The sequence below is a fragment of the Aeromicrobium sp. Leaf291 genome (genome assembly GCF_001423365.1).
Classification (GTDB): domain Bacteria; phylum Actinomycetota; class Actinomycetes; order Propionibacteriales; family Nocardioidaceae; genus Aeromicrobium.
Genome location: NZ_LMNM01000002.1, coordinates 442366 through 464672, shown reverse-complemented (window position 1 = coordinate 464672; position 22307 = coordinate 442366). Strand labels below are relative to the sequence as shown.

13 protein-coding genes are annotated in these 22307 nt (G+C 64.1%); 7 read left to right on the top strand and 6 right to left on the bottom strand.

The features are described 5' to 3' along the window. Window positions 1-106: 106 nt before the first annotated feature. Window positions 107-1429 carry a DUF2130 domain-containing protein gene (locus ASF35_RS11955; protein ID WP_055967644.1) on the bottom strand — a complete coding sequence of 441 codons (1323 nt, stop codon included), beginning with the start codon at window positions 1427-1429 and terminating at the stop codon, window positions 107-109. 213 nt (window positions 1430-1642) lie between these two features. Between ASF35_RS11955 and ASF35_RS11950 the strand changes: the two genes are divergently transcribed. Then, window positions 1643-3139, top strand: a complete 1497-nt coding sequence (locus ASF35_RS11950; RefSeq protein ID WP_055967641.1) for an SIR2 family protein — start codon at window positions 1643-1645, stop codon at window positions 3137-3139. Here the strand turns inward: ASF35_RS11950 and ASF35_RS11945 are convergent, their stop codons facing one another. Further along, window positions 3140-3805, bottom strand: a complete 666-nt coding sequence (locus tag ASF35_RS11945; RefSeq protein ID WP_200931758.1) for a hypothetical protein — start codon at window positions 3803-3805, stop codon at window positions 3140-3142. It abuts the gene before it with no gap. A 100-nt stretch (window positions 3806-3905) separates the two neighbouring features. On the opposite strand from ASF35_RS11945, the gene ASF35_RS11940 reads away from it, so the two are divergent. From ASF35_RS11940 to ASF35_RS18070, 3 genes are all read left to right on the top strand, one after another. After that, the gene (locus tag ASF35_RS11940) at window positions 3906-4757 is read left to right on the top strand and encodes an ARPP-1 family domain-containing protein (protein WP_156368028.1); all 852 of its coding nucleotides are present in this window, start codon (window positions 3906-3908) and stop codon (window positions 4755-4757) included. Window positions 4758-4780: 23 nt separating this feature from the next. Continuing rightward, complete coding sequence (locus ASF35_RS11935; protein ID WP_082495487.1) at window positions 4781-6343, top strand: ADP-ribosylglycohydrolase family protein; 1563 nt, start codon at window positions 4781-4783, stop codon at window positions 6341-6343. A 1059-nt stretch (window positions 6344-7402) separates the two neighbouring features. Next, window positions 7403-7795, top strand: a complete 393-nt coding sequence (locus tag ASF35_RS18070; RefSeq protein WP_162239312.1) for a hypothetical protein — start codon at window positions 7403-7405, stop codon at window positions 7793-7795. Between the two features lie 181 nt (window positions 7796-7976). Here the strand turns inward: ASF35_RS18070 and ASF35_RS11930 are convergent, their stop codons facing one another. The 4 genes from ASF35_RS11930 to ASF35_RS18245 all read right to left on the bottom strand — a co-directional run bounded on the left by ASF35_RS11930 (window position 7977) and on the right by ASF35_RS18245 (window position 15756). Further along, the gene (locus tag ASF35_RS11930) at window positions 7977-10745 is read right to left on the bottom strand and encodes a DNA methyltransferase (RefSeq protein WP_055968562.1); all 2769 of its coding nucleotides are present in this window, start codon (window positions 10743-10745) and stop codon (window positions 7977-7979) included. Next, window positions 10742-14059: a helicase-related protein gene (locus tag ASF35_RS11925; RefSeq protein ID WP_055967633.1), complete on the bottom strand. Its 3318-nt coding sequence runs from the start codon at window positions 14057-14059 to the stop codon at window positions 10742-10744. Before ASF35_RS11925 ends, ASF35_RS11930 begins: the two co-directional genes overlap by 4 nt. Window positions 14060-14131: 72 nt before the next feature. Next, window positions 14132-15190 (bottom strand): hypothetical protein, encoded by a 1059-nt coding sequence (locus tag ASF35_RS11920; protein WP_055967630.1) that lies wholly within the window; start codon window positions 15188-15190, stop codon window positions 14132-14134. Beyond that, a complete protein-coding gene (locus ASF35_RS18245; RefSeq protein WP_162239311.1) occupies window positions 15187-15756 on the bottom strand; it encodes a hypothetical protein in 570 nt (189 codons plus the stop codon). Before ASF35_RS18245 ends, ASF35_RS11920 begins: the two co-directional genes overlap by 4 nt. 177 nt (window positions 15757-15933) lie before the next feature. On the opposite strand from ASF35_RS18245, the gene ASF35_RS11910 reads away from it, so the two are divergent. The 3 genes from ASF35_RS11910 to ASF35_RS11900 all read left to right on the top strand — a co-directional run bounded on the left by ASF35_RS11910 (window position 15934) and on the right by ASF35_RS11900 (window position 22291). Continuing rightward, window positions 15934-18465, top strand: coding sequence for a DUF262 domain-containing protein (locus ASF35_RS11910; protein WP_055967624.1), 2532 nt, complete (start codon window positions 15934-15936; stop codon window positions 18463-18465). 233 nt (window positions 18466-18698) lie between these two features. Beyond that, entirely contained in the window at window positions 18699-21233 is a 2535-nt protein-coding gene (locus ASF35_RS17740; RefSeq protein WP_162239310.1) for a Z1 domain-containing protein, read from the top strand. Then, window positions 21230-22291 carry a hypothetical protein gene (locus tag ASF35_RS11900; protein WP_055967617.1) on the top strand — a complete coding sequence of 354 codons (1062 nt, stop codon included), beginning with the start codon at window positions 21230-21232 and terminating at the stop codon, window positions 22289-22291. The genes ASF35_RS17740 and ASF35_RS11900 overlap by 4 nt, the downstream gene beginning before the upstream one ends. Window positions 22292-22307 lie beyond the last annotated feature (16 nt).

Genomic DNA, 22307 nt, shown 5'->3' with positions numbered 1-22307 from the left:
CACAGGCCCACGTCGGGAGCAGACACGACGCCTGTTGGTTCGGTGAACGTCGCCCCGAACCAACAGGGCGCCGTCGACGTCGCCCCGCAACCCCGGGTGTCTCGGGTCAGGCGTTGCCTCGCCCGTCTGCGGCACCCGGCTCGGCCTCGGCAACCCGGAGCTCGGCGAACTTCGCAGCCATCGTGGGATTTCTCTTCGTCAGACGCTTGATCGTGACATCCTGCGCCTTGTCGTTCGCTAGGCGAAGGTTGTTCTCCGACCCCAGCAGCGCTTCCTTGGTCTTCTCCAGGGACTTGATGGTCTTGTCGATCTCGTTGATGGCCGTGTCGAACTTGCGCTTCGCCAGGTCGTAGTTGCGCGCGAATCCGGTCTTGAACGTTTCGAGCTCTACCTCGAACGTCGTGACGTCGACGTTCTGCGCTTTGACGAGCGCGAGCTCGGACTTGTACTCCAACGTTCGCTGCCCAGCGTTCCGCAGCAGTGTGATGATCGGGATGAAGAACTGCGGGCGGACCACGTACATCTTCGGGTAGCGATGCGAGACGTCCACGATTCCCCCGTTGTACAGCTCGCTTTCCGGCTCCAGCAGCGAGACCAGCACGGCGTACTCGCACCCCTTCTCGCGACGATCCTTGTCGAGCTGCTTGAAGAAGTCCTCGTTCCTCTTCGCGGTTGTGGTGCCGTCGGACTCGTTCTTCATCTCGAACATGATGGAGATGAATTCGGTCCCGGCGGCGTCGCACTCCTTGAAGATGTAGTCGCCCTTGCTCCCGGTGCTCGCGTCGTTGTCCTTCTCGAAGTACGCGGTGGGGAACGCTGTGGCGCGAAGCTTGTCGAACTCGATCTCGCAGTGCCTCTCAAGGGTCTCGCCCACCATCTTCGTGGACAGCCGTGCCTTCAGGTCCTTGAGCCGCTCGATCGCCTCGTCGCGGTCCCTCAGCTGCGTCTCGTACTTCTCCTTCAGGGAGGTCTCTCGGACGAACAGCTCCTGTCTCGACGCCTCTAGGTCGCGGCGCAGGTCGTCCCGCTCCTTGGCCACCGGCGCCAGGGCTTCACCCAGCTCGAGTTTCTGGCCGATCGCGGCTCGCTCCAGGTCGGCCTTGAGCTTCGCGATCTCGGCTTCCCTCTTGACGAGCTCGGCTTGCGCGGCGGCGGCCGACTTCGCCTCGGCGAGCGCTCCAGCGTCCTTCGCCTGCTGGGTCAGCCGCTCGACCTCGGCCTGCATCGTCGCCGCTTGCTGCGACGCCGACGCCTTGGCCTCGGCAAGTGCCAAGGCGACCGCGTTCGTCTTGTCCTGCTCCGCGAGGTCCAGTCGGTCGCGCACGGCCTTCTCGAAGGCGTCGTCCCTGACCTGGCTGAGCAGCTCTGCGTGGTCTGCCTCGTCGATGCTGAAGTTCTTCCCGCACCCCGGACACGTGATCTCGTGCACCCTGGACCATCCTCCTGATCGTCGTGGCCCTGAATGGCCCCCGTGCCCGCCACGGTTGCAGGACCTGCGCGGCTCGGACACCTCTTTCGGCTCCAGGCCGCGTGGTTCATCCCATCGAGCCACGCGCGCCTGCCTCGACAGCATGAGGTCGTCACCCAAGCGTCCCGGATGGAGCGCCTTGCCACGATCCGCACGCGACGACACCCTGGTCCTGTGAAACTCGTCGATCAGGGTCGTCTCTTCGTCGTCCACGGCAGGCTCGAGAGCGTGACATGCGATGTCGCGGTCGTCGTCACGGACGATTCCGGCTTGCTTGGCCAGCACTGGTCCGATGTGGCGGGACCGCGGAACGAGCCGCTCGACATGACGCGCGGATGGGCGACCGTGCCGTTGACGACTGATCCGGGCGCTCCAATCGTCCTGGCGGTGAGCATCGAGACGACGTATGACGAAGTCCTGCGAAGGCTCGACGCAGTGTTGCGCGAGACGGTGCGTGCCGTCACCCTGCCCACCCGCGGTGCCATGAGCCCTCCCCTGGTCGCGATGCCAGTCGTGGGCATCGGAGCGGGTGGCTTCTCCGAGCGGCGGGGCGATGTCGTCCGAGCCCTCGTCGACCATCTCTCGTCGGCGTGCCCAGAGATCGGCGTCGACGTCGCGCTCGTTACGCCGGACCCGGCCGTGCATGCGGCCGCGCAGCATGCACGACGGTACCTGCCGTCGCCGGTGACAGAGGAGCTCGAGGACCACGCGCGTCGACTCGGCGCACTTGCGCGCCGCGGGCGGCTAGCCGTCTTCATGGGAGCGGGAGTGTCCATCCCGAGCGGGCTGCCGAGCTGGCACGAACTGTTGGGGACGTTGGCGAAGCGCTACAGCATGGTCGACGTGCTGGCGGCTGCCGGCGACTTCTCCGCGACCGACAAGGCGGGGCTGATCGAGAAGTCGAGTGAGGGCGGCTTCCGACGAGTGGTGGCCGAGTCGTTCAGCGGTGAGCACCGGCCATCCTTGCTGCACGCCATGGTGGCCGCCCTCGACCCGCACGAGGTGATCACCACCAACTACGACCTGCTGTACGAGGAGGCGGTGGAAGCAACCGGACGGGGCATCGCGAGCGTGATGCCGTGGGAGTCCGCCCTCGAGAGTGACCGATGGATCCTCAAGCTGCACGGGGACGTCGCGCATCCCGATCAGATCGTGCTGACCCGCCATCACATGGTGCGCTACGACGCAGTCAGCCGTCCCTCAGCCTCGATGCTGCAGTCGCTCCTGCTCACGCGCCACACCCTCTTCGTCGGTGTCTCGATGACGGACGACAACGTGCTTCGGCTCATGCACGAGGTCGAGGCGTACCTCACCGCGAACGAGGTGGAGTCCGCCGGCACCTTCGGCACGGTGCTCGACGTCGCGGGCGACAGCGCCAGGGCGCGCCTGTGGGCAGATCAGCTCACCTGGCTCGACCTCGACTCGGGCGTCCTGTCTGGCACCAGAGCCGTCGAGATCTTCCTTGACCGTGTCGCGCTCCACGCGTCGCGGAACTCGTCGTGGCTGCTAGACGAGCGATTCGCAGGCCTGCTGGAGCCCACCGACCAGGACCTGGCCGAGCGGGCCCGGTCCTTGTTTCAGCTCCTGTCATCCCGCGAGTCCTCTCCTTGGGCACCTCTCGAACGTCAGCTCCGCAAGTTCGGAGCTCGGACGGTCCCTGACGACGGGTGATCACCTGACACGCGGCAACCTCACGTGCCGCGGCGCCTTGTTGACGGTCGCGACCGTCCACGTCCGCGCCGGCCGACCACCGCTGCTGCGCGACGTTTGACGCCCGCCCTGGACGTGCGGCAACAGCAGCGGCTCCATGCGTCGTCGGAAGCTGTCGCGTTGCAGCGGTTCGCCTAGCACCGCCTGGTGGACCTCGCGCAATTCGGCGAGCGTGAACGGATCGGTGAGGATCCCGTCCGGGTCTGGTCGCAGCTCGTAGCGGAGCCGCACCCGCCGCACCGCCTCCTCGACGATCGCCGCATGGTCGAAGAGGAGTTCAGGTAGCTCCCCGACGGGGACGGTTCGCCCCTGAACCTGCCGTGTGGGCAGCACCACCGCGTGTCCGAGCGAGACGGTCCAGCCGCGCAAATCGCGCCCCGGGGCGTCGAACACGCCGACCAGCTCGGGGCGACGTTCGCCGACATCGACGGCCGCCTTGGCGCGCAACGCCGCTCTCAGCGTCTCGACCACGGACTCGTCCGGTCGGATGAATCGGCCGGGCAAGGCCATGCCAGCAGGGTCGTCCGCCCGCTCCAGGACGAGGGCGTGCAGTTGCATTCCCTTCAGCGTCAGGACGGCGACGTCGACGGCGACGTTGGGTCTCGGAAAGCTCGCCAGATCGGTCACGAGCACCAACTTAGACGGTTTCTGCTGAAAGTGTCCGAGTCGTGTCGTAGTCTCACAACATCAGGTTAGCGCAGTTACGCGCAAAGAGGAGATGGTGAGCATGAACGAGCTGCACGTGGGACACGGGACAACCCGGGACGCGATGACGATCTTCCCGATCTGGGGCGAGTTCACCTCAACGCTGTCGAGCACTGCCGACGTGGTGGTTGGCGAATGCACCAGAGGCGCGCAGGTCGGCACCCTCCAGGTTGTCAACCGCGGCGCGGGACCCGCCCTCCTGCTGGAGGGGCAGGTCCTCGTGGGCGGCTGGCAGAACCGGATGCTCGCCCGATCCGTCGTGGTCGAGCGCCACGCGCGGGCGGACGTCGACGTCGTGTGCGTCGAGGAACAGCGCTGGAACGGAGACGCGACGCACCGTCACGCCGACCGACGCGCGAGTCTGCGGATTCGCGCCGGCCTGCGCCAGGACGCCGACTCCCAGTCCGCGGTCTGGGAGCGAGTTCGCCACTACGAGGAGCGGCACGGCGCCACGCGCACGCGGTCGTTCACCGACCACGCTGACCGGCGCGCATCCCAGGTCGAGTCCCTGATCGCCGATCTCCGACCGCTGCCTGGTCAGCTCGGCGTCCTCGTCGCCCTAGCCGGCCAGCCGGCCGTGACCGAGGTGTTCGGCAACGACCACCTCCTGCAGCGCGATTTCGACTCGATCCTGCGGGCGGCCGCGCTCGACGCTCTCGACCTGGCGCCGACTCCCACACCGTCACGACGCGCCCGCCGCTTTCTCGAACGGGCCGCGGTCACGTCGGTCCGGCGCACTCGGCCCGCCGGGGACGGTTGGTCCGTCGAGGGCGTGAGCCAGTACGTCCACATCAGCGGCCTCGATCACGGCGGCGGCGCCGTCCACCGGGTGCTCACCAACCCCCGCCACGAGCTCGCGCTCGCCGGCGCCTGAACCGCTTAGCGAAAGGACACGACATGACCCTCCACCTCACCCACGCCCAGGTCGACCGAGCCTGCGGCGTCATCCTCGGCGCCGCCGCCGGCGACGCTCTCGGCGCCGGCTACGAGTTCGGCTGCACTCCCCTCTCCCCCGACGAGCCGCCACAGATGATCGGCGGCGGCCTCGGCGACTTCGCACCCGGCGAGTGGACCGACGACACGTCGATGACGCTCGGCGTCCTGCGCGTCGCCGCGACCGGGCAGGACCTGCGCAGCGACAACGGCCTCACCGCCGTCGCGCGCGAGTTCGCGGCCTGGTTCGCGACCTCCCCGCCCGACGTCGGCATCAACACCCGCGCGGTCCTGCGGGCCGCGGGGTCGCACCCGACCGGTGAGGCAATGACTGCTGCCGCGCGCGACCGCCACGAGCGCACAGGACGCACCGGCAGCAACGGGTCGCTCATGCGCACCTCCCCCGTCGCACTCGTCTACTTGGACGATCCCGACGGGCTCGTCGAGGCGGCGCGCGCCGTCGGCGGCCTGACCCACCCCGACCCCGAGGCTCAGGACGCGTGCGTGCTGTGGTGCCTCGCGATCCGCCACGCCGTCCTCACCGGCGAGCTCGACCTCCGCGCCGGCGTCGCCCGCCTCCCGGAGGACCGACGCGATCTCTGGTCGGAGCGCATCGACCGCGCCGAGTCGGAGCACTCGTCGACCTTCCGCCCGAACGGCTGGAGCGTCGCTGCGCTGATGGCGGCGTGGGCGTCGATCGTCTCGACGCCCGTCCCCGGCGGTGATCGCTTCGCGTGCGAGCACCTCGTCGACGCACTCGGCACAGCCATTCACGTCGGCGACGACACCGACACCGTCGCCTCCATCGCCGGCGCCCTGCTGGGTGCACGCTGGGGCCTGAGCGCGGTCCCTGCCGAGTGGCGACGGATCCTGCACGGCTACCCGGGTCTGGACTCACGCGACCTCGAGCGCCTCGCCTTCCTCGCCGCGCACCGCGGCGAGACGGGCAAGTACGGGTGGCCGCTGGTCGAGCACATCGATTACACGCCGCTGCAGTACGGCCGCTCGGCGCTCGCGCGCCACCCGTTCGACGACGGCGTGTGGATGGCCTCGGCCACCGAGCTCGACCGACTGCCCGACGACGTCGACGCCGTCGTCACGCTGTGCCTCACCGGCACCGACCAGGTGCCGGACGACGTGGAGCAGGTGACGTTCCGCCTGCAGGACCTCCCCGACCCGGCCGCCAATCCCAACCTTGACTTCGTCATCGTCGACGCGGCCCGCACCGTCGCGGCGCTGCGCGCGGAGGGCAAGCGAGTACTGCTGCACTGCGTCGCCTCCCACTCCCGGACGCCGACCGTCGCGATCGCCTATGCGCTCACGCTCGGCGTCCCGCTACAGCAGGCCCTCGGCGCGGTCCGCGCACCGCTCCCCTGCGCACGCCCGAACCGCGGCTTCCGCGCAGCACTCGTGCGGCTCAACGCTGTAGACGTTCTCGGTCCCGACGGGGACATCACGAGAGGCCTGCGGATCCTGAACCCACGTCCTAGTACGAACCCGGCATCGACTTTCGAACGGACAAGGTGAGTTACTACTGGTAAGCGTGGCGATGCTCCCGACCCGAGTCAGCGACTGCATTCGGACGAATCTGAGGCTGCACTCTTGGTAGCGCGCCGAGGTCGCGCCGAGCCGCTTAGGGCGAAACTCCAGGCGCGGAAGAAGACGAGTTTGGGATGAGAAGCGCCTCCACGACATGCTGTCGCGCCTGCCGCTGCGCTTCAAGTTCTTCGCCCCGATGCGCCGGGAGCTCAAATTTTTCGCACGATGCAGGAGCCTTCTAGCGAGGCCGGGAACACGTCGGCGAGCCGGTTTCCATAGGCGTTGCTCGTCTCGCCCACAACTTCTCTCGAGGTCCGCGGGCGAGTGCCCCGGCCCGGTAGGTCATGGCTTCGACAACGCAATCATTCCCAGTGCACGAGCATCTACCTGAGACTCAGCGAAACGCTGTCACACATGCTCACCGTTCGCGCACCGAATCCCAGTGCCCGTCGCTTTCGGGCCATAGGCTCGCCAAGCGGTCCGAGAGATGGGGAATCTGATGCTCGAACAACGATCGATCGGCCCACCCGGCACAGTTGGCGCCCCGATCAGCAACATCGATACGATCATCGATCTTCTGCGGATGAATCCCACAAATTTTGACGCAGCCGTCGCGTACGTCACCGACAGCGGCGTCGACACCCTGATGTCGAACATCGTTTCGCTGGGCGCCGAGGCGCCCTGGAGCCGAGTGACCAAGCGGTTCCTTGCGAGCGTTGATTGGCATCGGTCGGATCCAACAGCACTCGAGCGTCTTGCCGCCCTTCCCGCCTCTGTTGAGGTCCACGACGGGATCCGCGTCCCGGAACGACGGGGCTGCGTGCCGTACGTGCCCTGGCACCCGAAGTGGTTCGCAGCCCGCGGCTCGACTTCCCGAGGCATCTCATCGGGTCCGGCAACATGTCGCGGAATGGCCTAATCGCTGGCCATGAGGCAGGGACCCTGCAGATGGTCCGGAATCCCACGACGAAGGCCGAAAAGACCGTTGACCTAGCCATGCGAGCAGGCGAGGCATGGTTTGCGGATGCGTGGGCCCAGGCGACATCGTTGATCGATCGCTATCGCCACGGCTTCGAAGCCTTCCCGAAAGACCAGGTCGGCCGCAACGACGATGTCGCGGGCGGCTCTGGCCGCATCGGCGCTCGCCGCGGACTCAGCGCAGAGCAGCTCGCTGCACTAACATCGGCGACGAACTTTTGGATTGTAGGCGGCGTGCCGAGCCGAAACAGGGGTCCAGCAAGGCCTGGAAATCAACTCATGATGTCAGCGCTGATGCGCTTGTTCTTCGGCGCGTCAGCCGAGGAGGTGCCACGCAACACGGCGCTCGGTACCGTCGCGATCGAGCATCCGAATGATCCGTCCCTGGTCGCGCCTCCGCCGATCCGATTCAGCGATAATTCGATGGACGTCATTTCGCTACTTGTCCCCGAAGCACCGTAGCCCACCACGTACGACAACCGTGTCCTAAAGTTTACGAAGGTGAGCCGCGGAGAGGAACTTCGCTACGTCCTCAGCACTCGCTCGCTCACTGGAGCGAAGTCCTGGCGCAGCAGCTCCGTTGGCCAAGGGACCAGATTCGCCATGCGAAGCGGACGACTCTGGGGCGTATCCGGCTAGGTGATCACACCAAGCCTCTTGTCTCGCGAACATAAGAGTCAAACAGGACGCTCTGACGCTCCTGTTCCGTCGCCGGGAGCCTCTTCCCACCCCAGATCCGGTCGACCAAGCGATCCAACTCGCGGTGTGCCCGCTCAAGTGCTCCGGTGAAGTTTTCAGGAAGATATTGTTGAGCAAGAGTGAGTCCTGGACGCTCCTCACGAGCGGCCTGCACAGTGCGACCAGCTCCGGCGATCTGCGCGCGCAGGTCCGGCTCAACACTCGGCAAAGGCAAATTGTTCCAGACGATGGTGTTCGAGAAACGGAGGTCAGACTTTAGCCGCCCGCCGACTGCTCGCTGCCAAGCGATGAACATTGCAGAGCTAATCATTCCGAATAGGAAACCGTCCGGATCCGAGGCAGTGAAGGTGGCGTCACTTGCGATCACGTCGGGAGAGACATGCATCGCCGCAAAGTAGGGGCGCCGATCACTTGAAACCCGTGGAATTGCCACATACGGCTTCGAGTGAAGGCCGGGCCGTTGTCCGAAGAGATGAGCAGTCTCCGCCATTTGACGTGTGCTCGCGGCCGAACTCCGCTTCCGAAATTCACGGACCGCTTCTACACGCTCGCTGAGTACGTCGCTTCGGTGAATGTCTTCCTCAGCGCCCACAAGCCACAAGCACCACCGTTGACGTCCGTTGAGAAGTTCATCTGCCCCCAGGAACGGACGAAGATACTTGGAAGCAACCGCGTCGGCTTCCACCTCAGCGAGTTCATCGGTGGTCACGATCAAATTTCCGTCGTCGCGCGGCATGTTGCCGAATGTTGTCTCGGGGAGTCCCACCCCGAGCGGCGCCATCCTCTTGGTGATGAAAGCGTCCGGGGCGTCAGCCAGATACGCGTTGATGGACTTCACCACACGTGAACTTCCCCCTGCCTCGACCTCGTCGAAGAGAACTGGGTTCTTTACGTCCCGTCCGAAGCCCACGATGACGCAATGCACCGCCGCTTTGCCAGCCGCGTCCGACGTCCATGGAAAGGTTCGATGCGCGAACTTGATTCGCCATCCCTCGTCGAAGATCGGGCCGAACAACAGCGGGACTGGATCGCCCTGGGTGATCGAGTTTGTAGTTACGAACGCCCAGTGACCGCCGCGTCCCTTGAGGTAACGCAGCGCTTTGGCGTGCCAGCCAGTGACGTAGTCAAGACGACTAATCTCGTCACGTCCCCACGCCGCACGCAACTCCTCCGCCTGCGCTTCGGAGCGCGTCGCGTGGCCGAGGAACGGCGGGTTGCCCGCCACGACGACGGTGGCCGTTGCCGGGCAGATGGCTGCCCAGTCAAGAGCCAGGGCGTTCCCGACCACGATCCGAGCCGCTCGCTGGATCGGAAGGCGCTCCGGTGCGACACCGAAGCGCTCCTTCATCTTGAGGTCGGACTGGCGATCGATGAGGAACATGGCCGTCTCGGCGATCCGAGCGGGCCACTCGTCGATCTCGATGCCGAAGAAGTGGTCGAGCGTTACCTTCAGGCTCAGCGTGGGGTCAAATGCAAGTTGCGCGTAGCCGCTGAGGTCTTGGAGGGCCTCCATCACGCGAAGTTCGAGATCCCGAAGCTCGCGGTAAGCCACGATGATGAAGTTGCCACACCCACACGCGGGGTCCAAATAGCGGATGTCACCCAGCTTTGACCACAGTGTTTGGAGCGCGTTCTCCTTTTTCCGGTCGGTGTCGCGCGCGACCGCGGCATCAAACTCTGCACGCAACTCGTCAAGGAAGAGTGGGTTGAGCGTCTTGAGGATGTTCTCCTCGGACGTGTAGTGCTCACCAAGCTCACGTCGCGTCTGCGCGTCACGCACCGACTGGAACATGGAGCCGAAGATCGCCGGGCTGATGGTCGACCAGTCGACTGCGCTGGCATCGAGGATGGCCTTGCGGAAGTCGTTGTCGAGATCCGGCAGGGTGATCTTCTCGTCGAAGATTCCACCGTTGACGTAGGGGAACACCGCAAACTCGGGCGCGAGGCCATTGCGCTCGCTAGGCGCTGCGTCTAGGGCACGGAAGAGTGCGTTGAGTCGGGCGGCGATGTCGGAACCGTCGCGCTCGGTGTGGTCCTTCATGAAGTCCTGGAACAGGTCGGGCACCGGCTCGCCCGACGAGTCCTTCCACATCTCGGTGTCGTCACCGAAGAGCAGGAAGAGGACACGAGCCAGGGTTACCGAGATCTCATGATCCCGCTTCTTCGGGTCCACGCTGGGCGGATACCCCTTCTCCACTGCCGCGTACATCCGCGCCATGAGCTTCGATGCGCGCTTCGTCTCGTTCTTGGTCTCAACGTCGAAGGCCCCTCGGACGCGGGAGAGCAGATCGTTCACGTCGATCTGGACGTCAGTGGGGAGCCGGATCGCCTCGAGCTTCGCCAGGAACTTGGGATCGTTGCTCCCCGCCTTGTGGACGTGACGAGCTGGACGAGAGATGACGCCGGAGCCCTTGGTGGTGCGCGAGGGCCACCGCCAAATCTGCTTGTCCCCATCGTGAAAGATCACGAGACGGTTGGTCGAAGTCTTAGCGATGGCGTGGTCGATCTTGGCCTCGGCAGAGGAGCCAGGAAGTGCAGGAACCTCCCAGACACGGACCCCCTGGTAGGAGGAGACGTTGGTGGCGATGAGCTTGAGACCGTCACCCAGGTCGACCTCGATGGGCGGATGGTTCGGAGCACCCCAGAACAAGTCGAAGCGGAACAGGTCGCCGTACTTGGCTTCCTCGGCCCTGGCGATGAGCTTGTCGGTCATTGCGGCGTCACCCCGATCGAGCACACGATCTTGATCTCATCCTTCTCGGTGGTCCCAATGACGAGGCGCTCCTCGTCATGCAGTTGCTTGATCAGATCGGCGAGGTCCTGGTCGGCGTACTTGGCTCGACGCGCCTGGCGTAGCCGGATGTTGGCGTATTCCGTGAGGGGCCGGTCGTTCATGACAACGAGGGCCTCGCTGGCGTCTGCGCCGAAGATCGTTCCGCCCAGGCGTTCGACGGCCCACTTGCGTGCGCCCTTGAGGTTGCCCGCGGTGACGATCTCTGTCGTCAACTTTTCCCTGACCAGCTTCACCTCGCGCTCGAAGTGGTCCGCACGGAGTGGTGCGGTAGGGGTCGACTCCTGAGCGCAGAAGATGCGAAGAGCCTCCAGCGGAGTGAGCAGTCGCTCGACGGGGTCGCCGTCGCCGTTGTCGAACGATGCGGCGAACGCGTCGATTCCGGAGGTGGTGCTCGCGAAGGTGGCGATGCCGGAATTGGTCTCGTGGTCGTAGGGGTCGCGGGTGCTGTGGAGCATGTCTTGCATCTTGAGCACCCGGGTAGCGAGGTCGGGCTTGTGTTCCTTGACGGTCGACCAGACAAGCCACGCCTCGCTCACCGCATCGGCCTCGCTCTCGTCCTGGTCCAACTCCTCTTCATCCGGCACCACGCCCTTGTAGAGGTCGTCGAGAATGTTGACTTCCTTGTCGTCGCCGAAGAAGCGCTCGTCGGAGCCGAAAGCGGCCGCATTGTCGCCAAGCCGACGGCGGATGCGCTGCCGCAGCTGGATCGCGTCCTCGACCTTCTTGTGCGAGATCAGGTAGATGTTGACGGTGTCGGACTTCTGCCCGACGCGGTCGACGCGGCCGGCCCGCTGGATGATCCGAATGATCGCCCAGGGCAAGTCGTAGTTGACTACGACGTGGGAGTCCTGGAGATTCTGGCCCTCGGAAAGCACGTCGGTGGCGATGAGGATGTCGATGGGATCGTCGACCGGGGTTGCGTCCTCCTCGTCGCCGGGGAGCTTGTTGCTCTCGGGCGAGAACCGACGAGCGAGTGCAGACGGGTCTTCGGAATCACCGGAAGCCAGTCCGACATTGGCGATTCCGGCGGTCTTGAGCGCCTCGGCGACGTAGACGGCGGTGTCGGCATACTCGGTGAAGACCAGGACCTTGTCGCCCTTGTGCTGGCCGCGGAGCAGGTCGACGAGGGCATCGATCTTCGAGTCCTTGGCCGGGTCCCAGGTACCGAAGCTGTCAAGCAGGTCGGTGATGATGCGGTTGTCTCGCTCGAGGTCCTTGCGCAGCGTCTCCTTGAAGACCCGGGTGCTCAGCCACTTCGTCGATGCAGGGAGACGACGCTTCAGTTCCTTATACTGCGACTCCAGACTCCCGTAGCCGTCCTGGTCCTCTTCCACGTCCTCGTCCGTGACCATGAACTGGTGGTCACTGAAGCTGCCGAGCGGCACATCAAGTTTGTTGTCGATGGCATAGAGGAAGAGTTGGTTGCGCGCACGCTGCCTCTGGAGGCTCAAGATGAAGGAGTGTCCTGACGACGAGAGGCGCTTGAAGAGGCCGATCCGTACGAACCCGCTGACGTTGCCGCGACCGGAGCGGATGTCGGCAAGGATCTTGGTGTCAGAGTCGCTGTGCGGCGCCTTCGGGTCGTCGTAGTCTGCCAGGCGGTAGCGCGGCAGCGTGAGCTCTCGTACCGCGTCGAGAGTGGTCTCGTCCTCCATGAGAAGCGCGGGGTCGTCCTCGGCGAACTCGTGCCACAGCGGGCTGGGCACACGCGTCGGAAAGTGGAACCGCGTGCCGTTGGCGAACTCCAGGTATTCACGCTCGATGACCTTGCCGTTCGGAAGCGTCACCGGCTCCCTCTTCGCGGTGCGCTTGATGAACGAGCGGGTGCGACGGACCAGGTGGTCACTCATGAGGCGCTTCCAGTCTTCTGGCTCCTCCGATCGACGGAAGGCCGCAAGGGTCGTGATCTTGCCGTCGACCTTGTCGACGATTGTTGGATCCTTCGCCATCGCCGCCGTTGGTTGGATGCCGAGATCGTCGTCGTCCTCGATGTATAGACCGATCTGATTGGCCACGTCGGCGAACGCGAGGTTGTACGGGGTCGCGGTGAGCAGCAGGACCTTGGAGCTGTTGCGGCGGACGTAGTCCTTGATTGCCTCCGACGCCTTGGTGGTGTTGTTCCGCAGGTTGTGCGACTCGTCACAGATGACGAGGTGGAAGCGCTTGAGCTCCGGAAGGATCTTGTCAGCCATCGAGTAGGGAACGACGCGAGCGCCCACGAGGCCATAGCGGTCCAGGTGCTCTTCCCACATGTGTTGCAGGTTCTTCGGGCACAGCACCAGGGTCGTGTAATCCTCGGCAGCTTCGAGCATCAGCGCGGTCGCTACGGCGGTGAGGGTCTTGCCGAGACCGACGACGTCGCCAAGCATCGTGCCGCCGCGCCGGACGATTCGCCGTGCGAGCGTGCGGACCGCGGTCATCTGGTAGTCAAGGAGCAGGTTCTCCATCGATGGAGGAAGGACGTACCCCATCCCCTCGCGCGCGTCTTCGGAAAGCGCATGACAGACCTTGATGTAGACCTCGTAGGGAGTCGGCTGATCTTCAGACGCCCAGGACTCCTCGATGAGCTCGATGATCTCCTTCGTGATCTCGAGAGAGAACGGGTCGTCCCACCGACCCGTGAACCACTCCGAGAGTTTTGCGGTGGCGTCTTCATCCGTCACGTCGATGTTCAGTTCGAGGTTCCTGAAGAGGCCCGCATTCGTGAAGTTGGATGACCCGACGTACGCCCTTCGCTTGGCGAGAGAGCTCTTCGGCGCGTGGAAGATGTACGTCTTGCCGTGCAGTGGGGCCGCAGTGAATACCTTCATCTGGACCGTGCCCGATTCCAGCTGAGTCTTCAGCGACTGCAAAGTCCTCCGCTCGGCAGCAGACGGAAGCCCGCGCATCAGCTGGGTACGCAGATGGTTCACGAGTGAGGCCTTCGCCGTTTGCGCCTTGGGCATGTCACTGAGGTCCGATCCGAACGGTGGCGGTTGCACCGTCTCCTGCAACGCCGAAAGCATGGCAGCGGCGTCCGCCGGCATCACCATTCCAACGAGCACCCGCACGAGCGCGGGATCGTCCGGCTGCCCCTCCGCGCTCTTGTCATCCACGATGTCAGCGAAGTTCGACCAACCGCGAAGGTCGAAGTAGCCGGTCGCTACGTCGCAGGTCTCGAAGGCACTCAGCGCAGACTGAAGAGCCGGCCCGATCGCTGATTCATCGGACAGATTGTCGAAGATGCCTGGCACTTTTCCTCCACCACGTGGGAACTGGGATAGCGGACCGACGAGTGACTGAGGATCCAAGGGGCGAGACCACCATCATCCCGCCACCTCGCGTCCCAGATCGTCCAAGGAACCGAGATACACGTACTTCGCACCGACGAGCGAACACGCTTGACCTGCCTCGTTCAGGTGGACCACGCCGCCGTGCGGGATGAACTGCCGCCACAGAACGACCGCGTCGATCGACGCTCGACCGACCGAATCGGAGAGCAGTTCCTCGCTGGCGGGATCGTAGAGGTCGCCGACGTGTGGCATGAGCCTCAAGATCCTCGATCCAGGGGGCGCAGGCCAATCATCGCCAGGCTCCAGACCCTGTACCTCCTCGTCGGACTCGTCGCGCAAGGTCGCGGATGTCACCTGCAGAGCCATCGACGTCGCCGTGACGTTCTCCGCAGCCAGGACCTTCTCGGCCTCCGCGACGACCACAGCGGCTCGCAATCTCTCGAGTTCGCCCCGAAGCGCCTCTTCGTCGGATTCCTTCGACGTCGACTCGGCCTCCGACAGGCTCTTGCGAAGTTCGGCTACCTGGACCGCCAGATCCTTCGCGGCTTCCTTCTCCGCGTCCAGTCGACTCCGGAGCTCGGACAGCAGCTGTCCTGGATGCACGACCTTGCCTTGTCCGATGGCGTTCAGTCGAGCGAGAAGGGCCTTGCAGTCCTCGGCCACCGAGAGTCCGGCTTGGTGCGCGAGGTTCCCGAGTGTCTTCGTGCGGCCGTGCAGGAGCTCGGCCGTCATCGGCGGGTCGAAGTGCTGGGCGGAGTTGCGGATCTTCCAGGCAGTCTCGAGCAGGTCGTAGAAGCCGACATTCGTCGGGAGGCAAGCACGAAGTGGGGAGCCAGAGTTCTTGAGCGGCTCGGTGATGACGAACGAGGGATCCACCAATGTCAGCTTGAACTTGTAGAGACTCTGATGGGTCTCCTCCCAGCGCTTCTGTCTGAGGTCCTCCAACCAGTGACCGCCATGGCGAGGTCGCATGTATGCGTCGTACTTCATCCCGAGATCCCAGCCGAGCGCGGCAAGGACGGTCGATTGAGCGGCGATCAGTTCCCCCATGCCGAAGGACGTCGGCAGCTGGATCTTGATCGGCCGGTTCATCGAACGGCTCGATCCACTGCTGCGAGCACCGGCAACACGCGGGTCAGGACGTAGATGGCCAGCGGAGGAACGGGATCGTCTGGATCGAAGTGTGCCTCGAGATAGTTGCGACGCTTGCTGGTGTCGCTCCACAGTTGCTCGCGAGTCGCAATTGCCTCGACGCCGAGGCCGAACAACAAGCGTTCGGCATCCCCTCCGAGATCCTGATCCAGGTCAGAGACCTCTGCCTTTTTCACTGTCGACCACTCGCGATCCGTGTCCCACACGACATGTCCAAGCGTTGAAGCGCCGGGTCCTCCGTCACTCCTCTCTACGACACCCAGGCGGCAACCCTGAACGAGGCGTTGGAAGTACGGATGACTGTCGCCCCGACTGCTCGCCACGACTTCGCCGGCTGTCTTCCACCGCCGAAGCTCGACCTCTAGCAGCGTCTGGTGTGGACCGACTACAAGAGCAGGCACGATCCACGCTTCATGCTCAGCACGATCCATGCCCGTGACCACCTGCTCCCGACTCCCGAGCTGGGAGATCAGAAGCCTGGTCGCGCCTATCGCCGTGTTGACCACGAGCCCTCCTCGACAAGAACAGACGGAATCCACCGAGCGCATCCGTTCAGGGAGCCTAGTCGGGACGAAGGACCAGACGGCAGCAACTCGGAACATACGCCTAGTTTTGACCTGCGAAGCATGTACGGTTTTGTCGATGACGGACGCGACGCGGATGCTGCACGAGATGGGAGCTACATGACCCAGAACCCAGCGTGGAGCAAGGATGAACTGATCCTCGCGCTCGACCTCTACCTCTACCTCGGTGGCACGAACGGCCTCAACGCATCACACCCGCACGTCATCGGTCTCAGCAACGTTCTTCGTCACCTTCCAGTCCACGGAGCAACCACCCGCAACGGTGTCAGCTTCCGGACACCCGCGAGCGTCGCGCTCAAGCTGCACAACTTCGCGTCCATTGACCCGGACCACGAAGGAGTCGGGATGTCGAACGCGGGTGGCGGCGACACCTGGGCCTGGCGAAGGTGGCGGGACGACGAGGAAGGTCTCCGACACATCGCTCGAGCCATTCTGGTCGTAGCCGATCTCGACCTAGTCCCGTCAGCTGATCCAGCTGAGTCTGAGTTCGACGGTGGTCGACTGCTCTTCCGGTACATAGCGACTGCCGACCACAGGACTGATATCCCCGACGACGCCAGAGCCGAGATCCAACGTGCACTGGATACGACGAGCCTGACGACTAAGCTTCCCGAACAAGAGAAGGGTTGGCCCTCCCAGATGGCATCCACTGACGAGTCCGACACGTACGCAGAAACGGGGCGTCACCGAGGCGCCGACGACGCCGACGCTGCTTTCGACCTTCATGAGGACGTGGTGCAGCTCGTCGTCGAGCTGTCGCGCCCCAGTCCCTGTCCTATCGGGATCGTGCCCGCACATCCCGTCGAGATGACGAGAGTCGACTTCGAGTCGAACGGGTGGCTCGCCTCTATCTACCTGGTCCAAGGATGGCTGAACCTGGGCGTGCAAATGATCAGCAGTCCCCCGCGAGCCGGACTGGAGTCACTTGCCTCCGCACTCGATCCTGTCCAGGACCTGATCGATCAGGACGCGACGGAGGACCGGCCGCGTCTGACCTCTGTCGGGCTCGAAGTGCTCCACGCACGTCTGGAACGCGCAGTCGACCTGAAGCAGACGTTTCTCGCTGATCTGGAGGCGGAAGGAACCTCGCTCGAAGTGGCAACTGCTCAGTGGGTCCAAGCGTGGGACGACATCGCGAACGACGAGGATGAGGAACCAACCGGTCCATTCGTCGCCAAGGCAAACCAGTGGTCGATCAACACGTTCGCGTCGCGTGCAGCTCGTGGAGAACTCGACCTTGCCCCGTCCTATCAGCGGGCGGACGTATGGCCGACTGCAGACGCCCAGCTCCTCATCGAGTCGGTGCTGCGTGGCATTCCCCTTCCTTCAGTGATCGTGCTGACTCCCACCGAGGCGAGCGGAACCTACGAGATCGTTGACGGTAAGCAGCGGCTGACTGCAATCCTGAGATTCATGGGGCGCCACCCCACGGCGCTTCGTCACGTCGAGGAACTGGACGACAAGTACCCGACAGTAGGTTTCTCTCAGCTGTTTCGCAGTGACTATCCGGCCTTCAGGAAGGCGTACAACAAGCACACCCCATGGCGCCTCTCCGGAGGACGAGAGCGTGAACTACAGCTTCCCTATCGTCTTCGTTCTGACAGCAAGGGGGCGCTCGCCGGCGACCTCAAGGAGCTCGAAGGCAAGTACTACACACAGATCAAGCAACAGAGGATCTGGATCGCGGGACGACACACGACCGTCGAAGATCTCTTCGAAATCGGCAATGAGTATCAGATCCCCGTGCTCGAGTACTCGAACGCGACGCGGAGGCAGATCCACGAGGTCTTCAACCTCTACAACAAGCAGGGCAAGCATCTGAACGCCGAGGAGATCCGCAACGCGGTCTACCACAACTTGGACCTGATGCGCGGGCTCCTCGTGGCCTCCGGCGACAACCCCAACCTCGGTGTCGTAGCCCCCTTCCTCACGCCCGTCTCGACGAAAATCGCAGTGCTTCCGGAGGTTCTGGAGGACTACAACATTGGAACAACCCGCTACAAGCGCACCAAGCTGCTCAGCTGGATCGCAGCTTCTTTGCTCGTGGACTCCACGACGGTGAAGGGATCCCCTTTCAGGGACGACGATGTCACCCCGAGCGCCGTCGACCCGAACTCTGCGAGTGCCAAGTCGACCGCCAAACTCATCACGGACATGTTCGACAGGGTCGACCGGGACGACCGGCAGGCGCTTCGCCGCTCCGGCGCCGTCGTGGCCCTCGTCGAGCTGATCGATCGGGCGGTCACCGCTCACGCGGCGTGTGATGCAAAGGATGGCGGCGTCTGGGCGTCGATCTCGCCTGGGGCCAAGTGGCAAGAGCTCCAGCTCGTAGCCACCATCACCGGTGTCGCGCTAGCGACACTGGTGAGAGACGAGGACCTGACGGACGACCTTGAGGACATCAGCAGCCAGCTGCATTCATCGGTCGAATCCGACGAACATCGGTGGCACCGTCCCAAGAAGACTCAGAGCCGTTCGCAGGCCTCGTACATCGGCTTTGTCGCACTCAACGTCATGGAGATGTTGGGCGTGAGCGCACCCGAAGCCGACGCCGCCCTCCGACAGCGATTCGGCATGTCTGGAGTCAAGGGACACGAGGTAGCGCGCCAACTCCACGTCTGGGGCGAGTAGCCGCGATGCGGGAAACGGTCTCACTCGTCCCCTGGGACGAGATCCACCCGCCGAAGGACGAAGCAACCACATGGTGGGCGCGGTACTCCAGGCACTTGAAGAACGGGGTCTCGGCAACCGCCTTTCACGTTGTCGCAACCGACTGCGACTACCTCGTGCACGCGGGGGTCCTAGGTGCGGGGGCCCCTGGATCCGCTACCTGGCCTGCGAGCCGCGTACGTCGAGGACTCGTCATGGGCTCCATTCAGTCCGGAAAGACCGCGTCGATGCTAGGCGTGGCGTCGATGGCTGTCGACGCCGGAGTTGACGCCGTCGTGCTCCTCGGGGGCACTCAGGTCGGGCTTTGGAGGCAAACCTTCGAGCGTGCCTTCTCTCAGCTTGACCTGCGGGAGGGTTCAGCCCGCGAGCGAATCCTCCTTCCCTCCCCCCGTGCCCTGGAAGGCCTGGCGGGCTATAGAGGATCACCTGCAGACCTCTACCAGCTGAACGTCGCGTCTGCTGCGCGAACCATTTCCAAAGGGCGGCCGATCCTGGTCGTAGCCCTCAAGAATGTTCACCACCTGGATGCTCTGGCTGCGACGATCAACGAGAGCATCGTGCCGGGAATAGCAGAGGCTGGTCGTCCGTTCCATCTCCTCGTCCTCGACGACGAGGCAGACGACGGGTCCATCGACGACTCCGGTCCTACCAGTGGCGATGCCCGGCAACTTCCGGACGCCATCGTCGACCTGTGGGATGGACGCCCACGTACAGGCACGACTCGGAGCGACAACCTGTTCGTGACATACCTTGCCTACACCGCCACTCCGCAAGCCAACTTCTTGCAGCGACAGTCCAACCCGCTCGCCCCGTCCCACTTTATCGCCAGCCTCAGGACGCCCGGTCCGACAGGCGAACTCGTCCCTCGGTCGGCGACGTTCGAGGACGTCGCTGGGCCAGGCGCTCACTACGTTGGTGGATCACTCTTCTACCGGCAGCTTGAACGAGCACCGCTTGCGGTGCCGCTTACCCGCCTCAACGACCCCGTCGCTGATGCGGTCCGCGCCTTCCTCGTCGCCGGAGCCGTCCGGTTATGGCGCCGCGGTGACCGTTTGCTACCTAGCGAAGCTGCAACAAGAACCTGGACGACCCTTGACGAGGCTGATCGCGCTTCACCGCTGCCCCACTCAATGTTGTTCCACCCGTCGGCGTCGATGCAGGATCACTTCGAGGGCGCAGCTCGCATCTTGTCGTGGGCTCACGACGAGACTCTTGAACAAGGACGCCAGCGAGTTGGCTCGGGCGAGCGTGCGCTCCCCGTCGACCGCATCACCGAGGACATCAGGACGCATGAATCTGAGTGGTCAGCATGGATCTCGGAGTATGCGCAAACCGCCTCTGAGCTGACTGATGCGCTGGGGGAACTGGGTTACCCCACACCTGAGTTGCCTGACTGGCCGGAGATCAAGAGACTTCTTGTCGAGGAGCTGGTGCCCGCGGCTCACATCGCGGTGGTCAACAGCGACCCGGCGTCAGACGACAGGCCTCGCTTCTCACCGATCCTGGGGGCCGACGGCTGGCAGTGCTCACCGAACAGCGTGACCATCTTCGTTGCCGGCAACGTGATGTCTCGAGGGCTTACCCTTGAGGGGCTCACGACCACGTTGTTCCTCCGACCGAGCGACAACCCCGTGGCTGACACTCAATCACAGATGCAGCGCTGGTTCGGCTTCCGCGGCGGCCATCTTGACGTGGTCCGGCTGTTCGCCGAGCAGACTCAGATCAACCTGTTCCGCGCCTACCACGACGCCGATGAGGCCCTGCGCCGTCAGGTCATCAGCGAGATGGGCAAGCAATCAGCAGCGCCGCACCCGGTCGTTCTCGAGGCGGAGGACTTCAAGGCCACGAGCAAGATCGCAGACGTACGGAGCGTTTCCGCCTGGCCCGGGTCGCGGCCCTTCATCGACTTGGTCAATCGCGGCGTTACGCCTGACCCGAATACTCGCCTGGCAGTGGACGTCTTCTCGACGCGGACCTCCCATCACGTGGAGGTTCACGGTCCACGCGGACGAATGCTCGACACTCCGATTTCTCTCGCGGAGGCGGCGGACCTGCTGGACCGACTCCGCTACGACGACTACGTTCCCAGTCCTGACGGCTGGCAGGGCGCTCGGTGGCGTGCTGTGGAGTCACAACTGTTCACAGACAGCTCCGACCCGGGCGGCCTGCGGCCGTTCTTCAGGACACCCGCCAAGGACTCCGCGACCGTGGATTTTGCAGCCGAGCGTCCGCGCTGCCCCTACAGCACGGCTGCATACTTGCGCCTCTGGGCAGCAGCACTTTCGACTCGTTCGAACTATTTCGTTGCGACTGGATCCACTGGTGAGCACTGGTCGATGGTCGATCTTTCAGAGAAGAGAGCGCAGCAGCCGAGGTTCAACATTGGACTCCGGTTTGGCGGGGGGGCACCGACCTCGGCGCCGCCCTTCAACGAGCTCGACTTCCCCGTGCCACTCATGACCCGCGCCGTGCGTGACGGAGTTGTGCCTGGAGGCTGGGGAAGTCATAACGCCGGAGAATGGGCAGGTGACGAGTGGTTCGACCTCTACGCCCTGAAGGAGTCCCCGTCGCACGACGAACTGCGGACAGGGACCAGAGCACCTGGTCGCCCCGGTTTGATCCTTTTCAACATCACTCGCCCCGAAGGACTGGAGCACCCGGTAACGGCCGTAGGAATTGCTCTACCGCTCGGTGGGCCTAATCAGGTAGCCGCACGGGGGCCGTCGTGACCATCGAACTGCGCGCCAATCCTGAGTACGCCGACCTCGTGGCGTTGATCAGAGCTCTCGCGGCGAACCCTGAGGAGGACCAACTGGACGTCGAGTGGATGATTCCAGGGACTCTCGGAGTTTGCCGGCTCCCCTCGAGCGAAGCAGTCATCATCTTTGCCGGGGACGAACTTTCGTCTCGGTCACGGATAGTCTCGCGGCACCTCCACGATCGACCGATCTACCGCCATGGGATGACCGAACCACTCTCGACAACGATGCTGACTTTGCCGTCGATGCCTCACTTCGATCAGTTCGCCGCCTTCATCGTCGCTGAACTGGTCCGTCAAGATGCGGAGAAGGATCTTGGACGGGCCTATCGTCTGAGCGAGCCACTTATCGAGCTCGCTTTTGCCCAACACACAGCCGCCCTTCGGACCTTGTACGCCCTGGCGGCTCGTGTGGCTCTTCTGGCGGAGATCGTTGATCTGTCGGACGACGAGGCGCTGCCTCGAGTAGTGTCCGCATGGTGCTCCGACGTGCCCTTCCGCGACCTTGCGGCTTTCGGCGTCGGCGTGGTCGTGCGGGGAGCAGACTCTTCATCTCCGTCGATACCAATCAATCACGTTGCTGAGGTCTCGCCTGCTTCAGGCGAATCGTCTCTTCTTCTGTTGAGCGTCGCGCTGACGGACTCCCGGACCAGCGGAGACTTCACCTTGCCGGACCTTGTCGACCGCATCTTTGATCGTCTGCGATCAGCAGCTCCCGACCACATCGAGCCGTTGTCGACCTGGCTTGCAGGATTCCGTCGGTCAGATGCCTTCGAGTACAGGCACGACACCGCTGCCGCGGACTCGTTCTACGGCCGCGCCATGTCAGTCGATAACTCAATGGCGATCGACCTCATGGATCCCGCACTCGGCGCGCTTCGGCAGCAAAACTTGGAGGACTACCCGGCGGTGGTCCCCGGGAGTGTTCGTTACAAGCTCTACAACACCGGCGGGATTGTCACGCCGAGCCCTCGCGTCGGACTAGAGACAGTCGCCACTGCCATCGCCCATGCCCTCCGGGACAGCTGACAGTCAGCACCCACCG

Bases quoted from the DNA above. Each gene is read 5' to 3' on its own strand.
- ASF35_RS11940 (WP_156368028.1), top strand. From the start codon at position 3,906: ATGAACGAGCTGCACGTGGGACACGGGACAACCCGGGACGCGATGACG.
- ASF35_RS11935 (WP_082495487.1), top strand. From the start codon at position 4,781: ATGACCCTCCACCTCACCCACGCCCAGGTCGACCGAGCCTGCGGCGTC.
- ASF35_RS11930 (WP_055968562.1), bottom strand. From the start codon at position 10,745: ATGACCGACAAGCTCATCGCCAGGGCCGAGGAAGCCAAGTACGGCGAC.
- ASF35_RS11920 (WP_055967630.1), bottom strand. From the start codon at position 15,190: ATGAACCGGCCGATCAAGATCCAGCTGCCGACGTCCTTCGGCATGGGG.
- ASF35_RS11910 (WP_055967624.1), top strand. From the start codon at position 15,934: ATGACCCAGAACCCAGCGTGGAGCAAGGATGAACTGATCCTCGCGCTC.
- ASF35_RS17740 (WP_162239310.1), top strand. From the start codon at position 18,699: ATGGGCTCCATTCAGTCCGGAAAGACCGCGTCGATGCTAGGCGTGGCG.